Below are 12,757 nucleotides of genomic sequence, written 5' to 3'. Positions count from 1 at the left end.
ATTACCAAGAAAAATATTAGGCTACAATACGCCTGAGAAACTATTTGAAGAACAATTAGATTCTATATATGCAGCCTAATATTTAGATTATTTTTCATATTTTAAAAAATAGTTCAATTTGATATTGCAATTAAGCAATTATTATATTAAGTTATCTATTAATTCTTTTGCCTCTTGCCAATCCTCTTTTTGCTTTTTATATGCTTTTTCTCCTTGAGGAGTAATTGAATAATACCGTCTTCTTGCTCCTTTGTTTTCACTTCCCCAATAAGACACTATCATTCCACCTTCCTCCAATCTTCTAAAAGCTGAATATAATGTCGCTTCCTTAAGCTCATACTCATTGTTAGTTTTTACTTTTATATATTTGTTTACTTCATAACCATAGCTGTCCCCTTGAGTAAGTCTTGATAGTATTATTGTATCTGTATGACCTCTTATTAAATCTGATGTTATAGACACCTTACTCACCTCCTTAATATATTTCATCTTAGTACTTATATATACCTCGCCTGGTGATGTATATATTTATATTATATACTAATACTTACATTTAATTCCATTTCTAACTATTTTTTATAAAAAAATAGTACTATGCATATGAATTTCACTATATGCTTAGTACTTATTTTATATATCATTTATCAAATATTCTATCTATCATTCATCAAATCCGCTATTTACAATAGGTTGAGTGTCTTTATTTGCACACAGTACTACTAATAAATTACTGACCATACTTGCTTTTCTTTCTTCTGTCAAATTAACAACATCATTTTCTTTTAAATTATTAAGAGCCATTTCCACCATACTAACAGCACCTTCTACGATTTTTTTACGTGCTGCTATTATTGCTTCTGCTTGTTGACGTTGTAACATTGCTGCTGCTATTTCTGGTGCATAAGAAAGATGAGTTATTCTAACTTCAGTTACTTCAATTCCAGCAATCTCAACTCTACTTTGAAGTTCTGTTCTTAGTCTGTCTGCTATTTCTTGACTGCTTCCTCTAAGAGATTTTTCATCTCCATGTTCCGATACATCATATGGATAAAGTCTTGCTATATTACGAATTGTTGTATCACATTGAATTGATATAAAAGTTTTATAGTTTTCTACATTAAAGACTGCCTTAGTTGGATCTACAACTTTCCAAATAGCTACAACTCCTATTATTATAGGATTTCCTAATTGATCATTTACTTTTTGCTTCTCGTTATTAAGAGTCATTGTTTTTAAAGATATTTTTTTATTATTAGCATGATATGTTATATTTACATCTTCTTGAGACTTTTTCGATGGTGCTATAGCTGAACCATAAGTTGGATTTACTGCAAAAGAAAATGGATTTACCCAGTAAAAACCTTCTCTTTTTATAGTTCCATAGTATTTACCAAATAAAACTAAAACCAATGCTTCTTGTGGATTTACTATTTTTAATCCTCCAAAGGATATAAAACTTACTACATTAAATAGTATTCCTAAAAATATCAATATTGCTGATTGCAAAAAACCTCCAGCTATTATCATCCCTATAGATATTACAATCCATACAAATATTAATATTATAGCCATCATCCCATTTAAAACCTTTGGTTCTCTTTCTTCATACTTACTCATATTATTTTCCATATTTTCACCTACTTTTAATTTTTATTATTACAGTATTATTCTACAGTATAAGTAAATATTCCTTTTATTTTGTAGAAAGGTCTATACCATTGTTTTTATTATTTATACCTAATCTATAAATTTATAAAACTTTTTTGAAAACTAAGTATAATAAATCCCATAAATTTTAATATTAATTGTAAGAAAGCTTTCTTATCTTAAAGCTTTATACTACATAATGTTAGAAAGGTGATTAATATGAATGAACTAATGAACAACGGATCTTTATTTCAATTAAACTGCCCTCACTGTGGAGAATTTATATTTTTTAATCCTCCTGAAACTGTAAGCGAGGCTACAATGGTAGATTCTAATATTGGAAGAGTTAAAATTCATAATCTTTACTCTAATAGAGGTACTAACAGGTGCTATGAAGCTATCGACGCTGAAATGATTTGCAATAGTTGCCACTATACTTTTAAAACTACTGCAAGACGTAATTTTGATATTTAACTAAATTAAAAAAGTCTTCTATCTTAATTAATTTTATATAGAAGACTTTTTTAAAATCTCGGGACAAATTATATAACTTTATATTTTGTCATATATTTAGTTTTTTTAAATCATAATTCGAATTGTAAATATATAAATTTTTTTATATTTTAAAAATTATTTTTACATATTCCGAATATTTAAAATTTTCAGAATTTTCAATTTTATTGTTGACAGATTTTATTTTTGAACATACAATATATATAAATTAATAAAAAAAAATAGAAAAGGTTGGTGCTACTTATGGAAAATAATTTAAAATTAATGAAACCTCATACTGATGATGTTGCTACTTCTTTTGAGAAAAGAACTGATAGTGTTTGTGAAGAAAGTAAAGCAAAACTTTGTTATCAAAGCGATTGTAGCTATAATTACTTTGGAACAAATAGTGGAATAAGCTATAACGACTGCGAACGTAATACATTTTGGGAATATTAAGAATGAATCGTAGACTGAACATATGATAAGCGATATTGTAATAATAATTAGAAGGCTGTAGATAATTTATTTTTAATAATAATTATCTACAGCCTATTAGTTGTTGTTAATTTTTACTTTATATTAAAGTTAATTTTGTATAATTCAATTACATTGTCTATTAATGAATTTATAGTTGATTTTCCTGTACAGTTTATTCTATTTGATACATATTTTGCTTTATCTAAATTTACTATTTGATCAACATCAAAATCTAATATTTGTTTCCCATTTACATAGGTAAACCCAACACCAATTACAATAGCATCTTCTTTTATATCTTCTGCAGCTATTAGATTTTGACTTCCTACGCATGATATTACTATATCTGCTTGTCTAACTAAATTTTCTAGATTTTTAGTTTTACTGTTAGCACAAATAGTTGTTGCTCCTCTATTTATAAGCATATTTACAAGAGGTTTACCGACATGATTAGATCTACCTATAACTAAAGCTAATTTGCCTTCCATTTCTACATTATAATATTCAAGAAGTGATATTACCCCTTTAGGAGTTGCAGGAGCTATTTTTTTATCATTTCCTAAGTTTACTTCACCTATCCACTCTCTTGCGAAACCATCAGCGTCTACATCGTAATCTATAGCCTTCATAAGTCCTTCAGTATCTAGGTGCTTAAAAGTTGGTAATTGAAGTATAACTGGTGTTTTATCTTCATTACATTTTTTTATTATATTTAGTACCTCATCATTATTACAGTTATCTTCAAATGTAATTACTTCTACTATTAAACCTGCTTTTTCTCCTGCTTTTATTTTTCCTTTTATGTATCTAGCATTTCCTTCATCATTAGAAGCATTTATTATTACAAACTTTGGTTGTTTATTTATTACTTCTTTTATTTTTTTAGATTCTTCTTGGTATTTAATAATATTTTCATCACACATTTTTATTGCATCTATTATTGTTGTCATTTTTTTCTCCTATTTGTATAATATTATTCCTAGGTAATTTTATCATATATGAAATGTAAAATATAGCCGTTTATTTTGTTATAATTGGGAAATAGTATCTAATGTAAATCTCCTAAATCACTAATTAATACTTGTAATTTTATAATTCTAGAAGGTTCTTGTTCTTTTATAAATTTAAATATTATTCAATTTTGTTATAGCTTTTTATATTTAGGTTTTAATTTTTGACCTTTAAATTTTTAATTACTTTCTACCTTTTTATGAAATTTATTATTCTTAACCGATTCCGTTCCATTATTAATTGCATCCTTCTCAAAGTCCTCAAGTTCCCATAGCTTATTAGTTTTTGCATCTACAACTATAAATGCTTCTTTATCAATAAAACATAAGGCTCTATGTTCTCCACTAATATTTCTGTATACCTTTACTCCACCACAATTATACCACTCACATCTTTTCTGCTCTGAGATTACAATTAAGTCCCATTTATGGTCGTAATATAAACTAACTTTCCACATACAAAACTCTCCCCCTTTTATATAGAAACAATAAGTATCCAAATAATACTTTTTATTTTTAATATGATTATATAATGCTTCTGTACTTTTGATAATGTTCTAAGACTATGGGATTCTCTTTAAAAAAATCAACTAGATTTATAATTTTATTTAAAGTATCTGAGTTTATTGTATGTTCAATTTTTTCGGTTTCCTCATGTAAATTATTTTCAACTCCTATAATTTTAAGAAACTGTTCTATAGTATTATGTCTTGCAAATAGAGTTTTACCTATTGTTTCACCTTTTATTGTTAAATCTATTGTTCCATAATTACTATGTATTACTATATCCTTTGTTTGAAGTTTTTTTACCATTTTGCTAACAGATGGATTTTTTATATTTAAAGCTTGTGCTAATTCAGATATCTTAATGGATTTGTTTTCTGTTTTTAGCCGATAAATCATTTCTATATAGTCTTCTTCATTTGGGCTTAGTTCATTATTCTTAATATACTCATTAAATGTATAGTATTCGTTATTTTCTATCAAAATTACTACCTCCATTAAATACGTCTGTATATTTTTCTCTGTAACAATTATATGCAACCACACATATTATTTATTATATAAAGTTAGCTTAAGCTAACTTTATTTACCATCTAGGAGGTGACTTTATTGTGCAAAAGCTTACAAGTATAGATATTGGGTCTACCGTCAAGGTTGAAGAACTTTTATCTACTGGTTATGTAAGAGAAAGAATGTTGGCACTAGGCCTTACTAAAGGTGCCTCAATTGCTGTAGTAAGAAGAGGTCCTAACAATAATTTGACTGTATATAATATTAGAGGTGCTATGATTGCTTTAAGAAAAGAAGAAAGTGAAAATATAATAGTTTCTCATATATAATTTTAATATTTGGGGGTTAAAATGGGATTAACACACAACTCTACTAAAATAAAAGTAATGAAAGATATTTTTGACATTGAAAGAAAAGAAAATCAATATATCATCGCTCTTGCCGGAAATCCTAATACAGGCAAAAGTACTGTTTTTAATACATTAACAGGTTTAAAACAACATACTGGAAATTGGCCTGGAAAAACAGTTTGTAGTGCAAGAGGAGATTTTAAATACAATAACAAAGATTTTGCATTAATTGATTTACCAGGAACCTATTCACTGTTTGCAGCTTCTCAAGAAGAAATTGTAGCTCGTGATTTTGTGTGTTTTGGAAAACCTGATGCTGTAATAGTAGTTGCTGATGCTACATCTTTAGAGCGAAATTTAAATTTAGTATTTCAGGTAATGGAATTAACTGATAAGGTAGTACTTTGCATTAACTTGATAGATGAAGCTAAGAAAAAAGGTATTTTCATAGATAAAAATAAACTTGAGAAAGAACTTGGAATACCTGTTGTACTAACATCTGCTAGAAATAATATTGGTATTGATGCACTTTTACAAACTCTTGATAAGGTAGTATCAAGCAATTACTTATATAATAATAAGGTAATAAAATACAATGATGAAATCGAAAATAACTTAGAAAAAATAGAATCTAGCCTAAAACTAGCTATTCCATATATTAAATCTAGGTGGCTAGGTCTAAGGCTTATTGATGGTGACAATAGTATTTTTCAATCAATGGATAATTATATTGAAGGTGATTATAGAAGCTTAATCTATGAAATTAAAGATGGTATACCACTATACTTAAATAGACAAGATATAAGAGATGAAATTAGTAAAATTAATTATGAATATGCGAATGAACTGTATAATTGTGTATTAACTATTGAAAACAACAATAAGTTTAAAAGAGATGAAAAAATAGATAAGATAATAACATCTAAAAGGTTCGGTATTCCTCTAATGATTTTGAGCCTTAGTGCTATCTTATGGATAACTATTCAAGGAGCAAATTATCCCTCTCACATTATATCTACTTTATTATTTTCAATAGAACCACATATCTACAATATCTTAAATTATATTCATGTGCCCTTATGGGTAAATGAAATGATTACTTATGGTATGTATAGAAGCTTAGCTTGGGTTATTTCTGTTATGTTACCCCCTATGGCTATATTTTTCCCTCTATTTACATTATTAGAAGATTTAGGCTACCTTCCAAGAGTTGCATTTAATTTAGATCATTTATTTAAAAAAGCATGTTGTCATGGAAAGCAATGCCTTACTATGTGCATGGGTCTAGGTTGTAATGCAGCAGGTGTTGTAGGGTGCAGAATAATAGAATCTCCAAGAGAAAGGTTAGTTGCTATACTTACTAACAACTTTGTACCTTGTAACGGGCGATTTCCTACATTGATAGCTATAGCTACAATATTCTTTTCTTCGACTATTTCATCTTCATTTTATTCTAATATAATAACTGCACTATCTATCACACTAGTAATAATCTTTGGAATAGTTGTTACTCTACTAGTGTCATATTTGTTATCTAAAACCTTACTAAAAGGTGTACCATCTACTTTTGCACTAGAGCTACCTCCTTACAGAACACCTAAAGTTGGAAGGGTTTTATATACTTCTATTATAGATAGAACTATATTTGTATTGTGGCGTGCAGTCTCAGTAGCTGCTCCAGCAGGAATTATAATATGGATTTTGGCAAATGTTTATATTGGTGATATTAGCTTATTATCTTACTTAGCTGGATTACTACAACCTATTGGTCATGCAATAGGTCTAGATGGTTATATATTACTTGCATTTATTCTTGGATTTCCAGCTAATGAAATAGTGATTCCAATTCTTTTAATGTCCTATTTAGCTACAGGTAATATGATAGATTTCGATAGTTTTTCTCAATTAGGTCAAATATTAAGAGATAATGGTTGGACATATTTAACTGCTTTAAATGTAATGTTATTTAGCTTACTTCATTGGCCTTGTACAACTACCTTACTAACTATAAAAAGAGAAACTATGAGTCTTAAATGGACTTTTGTAGGTTTTGCATTACCTACTTCTATAGCTTTTGTAGTCTGTTTTTTAACTACACTATGCTTTAAATTACTGGGAATTTGATAAAAATAACTTACCAATAAAGGTAAGTTATTTTTATGTTAACATAACTTTATTAGCTACACACATTCCTACTCCAATTACTGTTTCTATATGTACTAAATATTGTATAGCAGGATCATATAGTATACTTGCATTTGCAGATATTTCATCATCACCTTCCCATATAACCACACAGATACTTATCTTAGGAAGTACTTTAAATTCATATGATTTATCTCCAAATTTTATTTTTTTTCCTCCTATACTTAATGAATTAGCTTCGAAGTTTTTTATATTTTCTCCGAACTTTTCTATTAGTCCTACTATTGAGGAATTATAAAATGCGGGGTAAAACAATGCACCTCCATTTGGTATTTCTTTAAGACTTACCCATTTATTAGTATTAGTTATGTATTGGTTTGAATAAGTAAGATAATTCAATATAATGATAGCATCTCCAATTACAGGTTTGTGTCCATCTTCTTCCATATATATAGTTTCAGTATTAAAATCTAGAATATAATTTTTTTCAAAAAAAGGTACAATAAATTGTTTATTTTTTTCACAATATTTTATCTCTAATCTTTTAGATACCTCTAAGGGATCTAACTGTTTAAGCTTATCCCATTCTGCTTTATAAGCAACTTTATAATTACTCTCCATACTTACCCCCTGAATTTTAGGCATCCTCAAAATATTTATAATATTTCTCCTAAACCTTTTATTTTCTTCTTTTTTATAATTTAAAGTATCAATATCCCATTATTTTTTATAAAAATTTTATAAGTCAAGTTTTAATCACTTTTATAAGGTTAATATAATTATAACTTATATAGACTCCATTTTTTCAATATTTAATATATTTTGTATACATCTATATATTTACTTAAAGTATTGTTAATTAATTTATGATATAATATTTTACGATATATAGTATGGAGGTGAATGAATGAAAAAAGTTAAACATTATTTTGTAATATCTTTAATTTTAATATCATTATCAGGAATTATGTTTTTAACTCATTATATAGTATTTGGTCAAGGTGTCAACACCGCTTATTACTCTTTAATGAACTTATGTTTTATACCTATAAATAGCTTGGTAGTAACAATAATACTTGAAAGCTTAATAGATTATAAAGCCAAACAAGAAAGAATTGAAAAACTAAATATGCTTGTAGGCATTTTCTTTACAGAAGTAGGTTCAAAGCTAATGCGTTTAATTATAATAGCTGATAAAGATGCTCAAAACTCAATCATAGGATTTAATGATTTAAATAAAATAAAAAACGGACTTTTAACCTATGAGTATAAAATCGTTTTTGAAAAAATCGATATAGAATCTATAAAAGTTTTACTGGTGAGTAATAGTAATTTATTTATTAATTTAGTAAGTAATGAAAGCATACATCAACATGAAATTTTTACTGATTTACTCATGTCTGTAATACATTTAAGAGACGAAATTTTATTTTTAGAAAATGATAAATTTGAGGAACTAGATATAGGCCATTTAGAACAGGATATTATAAGAGTTTATAAGAATATTACTGTACAATGGATTGATTATCTAGAATACCTAAGTAATAATTATCCATTCTTGTATAATAACGCTATAAGATTAAATCCATTTAGATTCGAGTAACTTTTAAGATTGTTGAAATCTATTTTAGGTTTTCCTGATATTAAAATATACTCCCTTCATAATGACAGTTTTTATTATTTTAACTGCCTATAAAGGGAGTATATCTAAATAGATTTTCTTATTTTAATGGTATTATTGATGCTATTTATTTGATTTTATATTTATCCAAGCTTCATCATACATTTTTTTTACATCCATAGGAAAATCTGTATAGATTTCACATCGCTCCATTATTTCTTTAGGCATATATGCATTGGGATTATCTCTAACTTCTTCTGGCTGCAATAGTCTCGCTTCTTTATTTGGAGTTGTATATCCAATTTCATCAGCGATTCTTAAAGCACTTTCCTTATCACTTACAAAGTTTATGAACTTTTGAGCACCTTCAACATTTTTAGCATTATGAGGTATGCATAAGCTATCAATCCAGAAGTTTGCTCCTTCTTTAGGTACTACATATACTAAATTAGGATATTCATCTTGAAGATTCAATCCTTCTCCAGACCATATCATATTTATATCAGTTTCTCCTGCTGGAATCATTGTAGTTCCATTATCAACACCATAAATAGGATTTACTAGTTTTCTTTGTTCTAATAATAAATTTTTAGCTACTTCAATTTCTTTTGGATTAGTTGTGTTTAAAGAATATCCAAGCTTCTTTAAAGCTGCGCCTATTGTATCTCTATATGTATCAAACATAAAAATACTACCTTTATATTTTTCATTCCACAGTATGTCCCAACTATCTACATTTTCTTTTACTACATCTTTATTATAAATAAGTCCTACTGTTCCAAACATATAAGGAACTGAATACTTATTTCCAGGATCTATTTCTAGATTTAAGTAATCTTCATCCATTTGAGATATATTAGGTATCTTGTCCTTATTTAATTCTTTTAAAATGTTTTTTTCAATCATTCTTGGCATTAAAGTATCTGATACTAAAATAACATCGTACTTTACACCCTCACTACTAACCTTTTGATACATTGTTTCCATATCATCAAAAGTATCAACATTAACTTTTATACCATATTCTTTCTCAAATTCTTTTACCGTTTTACTGTCTATGTTTTCTCCATAGTTAAAAAAGTTTATTACTCCAGTAGAGTCTTTGCTACAACCTATAACTACTATACTTACAATTGCAATACAAATTGATAAACTTAAAAGCTTAATTAATTTTTTCATATATCCTTCCCTTTCTATACAATTCTTCTAATGATACATTTATCAACATTTAAATCACTTTCTATTATTTTAAAAGTAGATTTTTATTCTACTATCTAAAACAAGCTAGATAAAGTTTTTATTACTTTATCTAGCTATATTATATGTTTAAATTAAAATTTAATTTATTATTAACTTTTTATTATGCCGCTTCACTAACTTCAGCAATTGATTTATTTGTTGATTTCTTTATATTAGTTATTAAGTTTATTGCTATAAATGTTAATGTTTCAGATACAAGAGTTCCTGCCCATATACCATTAGAACCAAATATACTGTATAGTACAATTAATGCTAATGGTAAGAATATAATCGCTCTAAAGAAGCACATTAAAGTTGAAAACTTTGGCATTTCTATAGCTTGATAGTACACTATAGTCCCTATATTTAATCCCACAAAGAAATAACTTAAACTTCCTAATCTTACCGCTAAATATGCTATTTCTATTACTTTAACATCATTAGTAAATATAGATATTATTTGTTTTCCAAATAGGAAACAAATTAATACGAAAAATACTGTGGTTACTAATTGAGATATAGAATTTATTTTATGATACTTTAGTACCTTTTCTATATCACACTTTCCAAAATTATAACTTATCAGAGGTTGCACCCCTAGTGTTAGTCCAAATAATATCATATATATATTAGTTCCTATATAGTTTAATATACTATACGCTGAAACTCCCACTTCTCCCATAATCTTAACAATAGCTATATTGTGCATAAGTACTATGATTGAGAAGCTTATTTGAGATAAGAAAGATGGAAACCCTATATTTAATAAATCTCTTATAATTTCTTTTTCTAATCTTACATTTTTTAAACTTAAATTTCCTTTTTTATTTATAAAGTGTGGTAAAAGTATTGCTACCGTTACAATTTGACCAAGACCAGTTGCTATAGCTGCTCCTTTTATTCCCAGACCAAATTCAAATATAAATATATAGTCTAATACTACATTTGTAATTGCTCCAGCTATTGTAGATATCATAGCAAGTTTTGGTCTATTATCATTTCTTACAAAACTATTTAATGCTATCCCTACTAAGTTAGGTATACAGAATAATGCATAATATCTCAAATAGTCTACAGCTAATGACTGTAATGATTCTGTCGCACCTAATGCTTTAACTATAGGCTCTGTGAAAATTACGCACATAATACTTAGTACTACTGATATAATTAATAAAAACTTCATTACCTGTCTAAAAATATTTACTGCTTTTTCTATATTTTTTGCACCTATATTTTTAGATACTAATGCCCCTCCACCTACAGCCATCATATTTGCAATTCCAACCAGCATTACTGTAAATGGTAGTACTATATTTACTGCCGCAAGAGCATTGTCTCCTACACCCTGTCCTACAAACATTCCATCTATTATTGTATACAATGCTGATATTAACATCGCAAAAGCAGACGGTATTGCATATTTTAAATATTCCTTTAACATAAAATCACCTCTTCTATTATTAGTCCATATGTGATTATAAAGTCTTGTGTAACAAAAGAGTCAATATGTTTTCATTTATTTTTTTAATAATATTTCAATTTGAGCAAGAGCCATTATTTCTCCATCAGGGTTTGCTCTTGTCATTATATATATTTCATGAAAATCCCCTTCAACTTTTATATTATTCTCTTTTATATATTTTATCATTTCGTTGTAGTATTTCTTAGTATTATAAAAATTATCTTCAAAGTACATTGTCAAGTATTCTCCATTTGGTAAAGTTACAATTTCTTTATCTAGATTAGGTATATAATCTAAACTTATCATAGTTTTTATGTAAGTCAGTTTACCTTCGTCTATTAAATCTTCATATGATGCAGAAAATACTATCTTATGATTATAATTATTTTGAATTTTTTCTACTTCTAACAATGTCTTCCTCAGCTTTAGTTCAAACTCTTTAGTATATCTTCCTGAATAGTCATATTTTATCATCGATCTTTTTTCATTTTGTTTAATAAATAATTTATTTATGCCTACTTCTAACGACTCATTAATATCATTTTGCATATTACTTATACTTTTTTTTATTTTTTTTAATTCATCCACTTTTTTATTTACTATTTCTTTTTGTTTTTCTAGTGTATCTAATATTGATTCTAGTGAATCATAATTTTTCATCGTCTCTTTTATTTCATCTAATGCTAGGCCTATTGCCTTACATTTTTTTATTATATCCATTTTTATAAAACTTTTCATTGAGTAATATCTATATCCTGTATTTTCATTTATATAATCTGGTTTTAACAAATCATATCTATCGTAATGCCTTAAAGTTTCTATAGATACATTGTGTAATTTTGCCATTTCACCTATTGAAAAATAATTCTCTATTTTTGAATCTATTTTTTTCATTATTTTGCTCCTATATATTTTTCATTATTTTTTACTATTTACTATTCATTAAACCATTTTTTTTTACTTAATTTCAATTAAACTTATCTACCTTTAAATACTATTGAAATAAAAGTAACAAAAACTGCATATAAAAAGGCCCTAACCTTATATTTCATTTGGTTACGGCTCTTCATTCTAATAATTTCATTATTACACTCCTGTACTTTTCACTAAAATGATTTTTTATTTTAATTTTAATCATTTTGTTATTTTATATGAATATTTTTTTTTAAAAAAATCATTTATTCTTCATCATGTTCTGGATTAAATAAATAATCTATTTCCTTTTCATACCCAAAGTATATTATTTCAAAGTTTTCGTTCATTTTTTTACCTCCTTTTATTTCTTTATCTATTTACA

The 12,757-nt window shown here is 26.8% G+C and carries 14 protein-coding genes; 5 read left to right on the top strand and 9 right to left on the bottom strand.

Translation table 11 applies throughout. The features are described 5' to 3' along the window. Nucleotides 1–141 precede the first annotated feature (141 nt). Together ACRC03_RS13435 and ACRC03_RS13430 are read right to left on the bottom strand one after the other, a co-directional pair. Nucleotides 142–462: a PadR family transcriptional regulator gene (locus ACRC03_RS13435; protein WP_438653089.1), complete on the bottom strand. Its 321-nt coding sequence runs from the start codon at nucleotides 460–462 to the stop codon at nucleotides 142–144. A gap of 198 nt (nucleotides 463–660) precedes the next feature. Next, nucleotides 661–1,629, bottom strand: coding sequence for an SPFH domain-containing protein (locus tag ACRC03_RS13430; protein WP_438653088.1), 969 nt, complete (start codon nucleotides 1,627–1,629; stop codon nucleotides 661–663). A 237-nt stretch (nucleotides 1,630–1,866) separates the two neighbouring features. On the opposite strand from ACRC03_RS13430, the gene ACRC03_RS13425 reads away from it, so the two are divergent. After that, a complete protein-coding gene (locus tag ACRC03_RS13425; RefSeq protein WP_438653087.1) occupies nucleotides 1,867–2,121 on the top strand; it encodes a hypothetical protein in 255 nt (84 codons plus the stop codon). A gap of 282 nt (nucleotides 2,122–2,403) precedes the next feature. Then, nucleotides 2,404–2,598: a hypothetical protein gene (locus ACRC03_RS13420; protein ID WP_438653086.1), complete on the top strand. Its 195-nt coding sequence runs from the start codon at nucleotides 2,404–2,406 to the stop codon at nucleotides 2,596–2,598. 113 nt (nucleotides 2,599–2,711) lie between these two features. Here the strand turns inward: ACRC03_RS13420 and ACRC03_RS13415 are convergent, their stop codons facing one another. The 3 genes from ACRC03_RS13415 to ACRC03_RS13405 form a co-directional block, all read right to left on the bottom strand. Further along, on the bottom strand, nucleotides 2,712–3,569 hold the full coding sequence (locus ACRC03_RS13415; protein WP_438653085.1) for a tetrahydrofolate dehydrogenase/cyclohydrolase catalytic domain-containing protein: 858 nt from the start codon (nucleotides 3,567–3,569) through the stop codon (nucleotides 2,712–2,714). 239 nt (nucleotides 3,570–3,808) lie between these two features. Further along, nucleotides 3,809–4,087: a hypothetical protein gene (locus tag ACRC03_RS13410; RefSeq protein WP_438653084.1), complete on the bottom strand. Its 279-nt coding sequence runs from the start codon at nucleotides 4,085–4,087 to the stop codon at nucleotides 3,809–3,811. A 67-nt stretch (nucleotides 4,088–4,154) separates the two neighbouring features. Further along, the gene (locus ACRC03_RS13405) at nucleotides 4,155–4,616 is read right to left on the bottom strand and encodes a metal-dependent transcriptional regulator (RefSeq protein ID WP_438653083.1); all 462 of its coding nucleotides are present in this window, start codon (nucleotides 4,614–4,616) and stop codon (nucleotides 4,155–4,157) included. A 128-nt stretch (nucleotides 4,617–4,744) separates the two neighbouring features. On the opposite strand from ACRC03_RS13405, the gene ACRC03_RS13400 reads away from it, so the two are divergent. Together ACRC03_RS13400 and feoB are read left to right on the top strand one after the other, a co-directional pair. Continuing rightward, the gene (locus ACRC03_RS13400; RefSeq protein WP_438653082.1) at nucleotides 4,745–4,972 is read left to right on the top strand and encodes a FeoA family protein; all 228 of its coding nucleotides are present in this window, start codon (nucleotides 4,745–4,747) and stop codon (nucleotides 4,970–4,972) included. Between the two features lie 21 nt (nucleotides 4,973–4,993). Further along, nucleotides 4,994–7,117 (top strand): ferrous iron transport protein B, encoded by a 2,124-nt coding sequence (gene feoB, locus ACRC03_RS13395; RefSeq protein ID WP_438653081.1) that lies wholly within the window; start codon nucleotides 4,994–4,996, stop codon nucleotides 7,115–7,117. Between the two features lie 33 nt (nucleotides 7,118–7,150). Here the strand turns inward: feoB and ACRC03_RS13390 are convergent, their stop codons facing one another. Next, nucleotides 7,151–7,759, bottom strand: a complete 609-nt coding sequence (locus tag ACRC03_RS13390) for a DUF3786 domain-containing protein (protein ID WP_438653080.1) — start codon at nucleotides 7,757–7,759, stop codon at nucleotides 7,151–7,153. A gap of 286 nt (nucleotides 7,760–8,045) precedes the next feature. On the opposite strand from ACRC03_RS13390, the gene ACRC03_RS13385 reads away from it, so the two are divergent. Continuing rightward, nucleotides 8,046–8,741 carry a hypothetical protein gene (locus ACRC03_RS13385; protein WP_438653079.1) on the top strand — a complete coding sequence of 232 codons (696 nt, stop codon included), beginning with the start codon at nucleotides 8,046–8,048 and terminating at the stop codon, nucleotides 8,739–8,741. A 141-nt stretch (nucleotides 8,742–8,882) separates the two neighbouring features. On the opposite strand, the gene ACRC03_RS13380 is transcribed toward ACRC03_RS13385, so the two are convergent. The 3 genes from ACRC03_RS13380 to ACRC03_RS13370 all read right to left on the bottom strand — a co-directional run bounded on the left by ACRC03_RS13380 (nucleotide 8,883) and on the right by ACRC03_RS13370 (nucleotide 12,354). Continuing rightward, the gene (locus ACRC03_RS13380; protein WP_438653078.1) at nucleotides 8,883–9,938 is read right to left on the bottom strand and encodes an ABC transporter substrate-binding protein; all 1,056 of its coding nucleotides are present in this window, start codon (nucleotides 9,936–9,938) and stop codon (nucleotides 8,883–8,885) included. A 181-nt stretch (nucleotides 9,939–10,119) separates the two neighbouring features. Continuing rightward, complete coding sequence (locus ACRC03_RS13375; protein WP_438653077.1) at nucleotides 10,120–11,439, bottom strand: MATE family efflux transporter; 1,320 nt, start codon at nucleotides 11,437–11,439, stop codon at nucleotides 10,120–10,122. Between the two features lie 75 nt (nucleotides 11,440–11,514). Further along, nucleotides 11,515–12,354 carry a MerR family transcriptional regulator gene (locus tag ACRC03_RS13370; RefSeq protein WP_438653076.1) on the bottom strand — a complete coding sequence of 280 codons (840 nt, stop codon included), beginning with the start codon at nucleotides 12,352–12,354 and terminating at the stop codon, nucleotides 11,515–11,517. Between the last annotated feature and the right edge of the window lie 403 nt (nucleotides 12,355–12,757).

The sequence above is a fragment of the Romboutsia sp. genome, assembly GCF_051659545.1.
Taxonomy (GTDB): domain Bacteria; phylum Bacillota; class Clostridia; order Peptostreptococcales; family Peptostreptococcaceae; genus JBOFOR01.
This window is presented reverse-complemented; position numbering and strand designations above follow the sequence as displayed.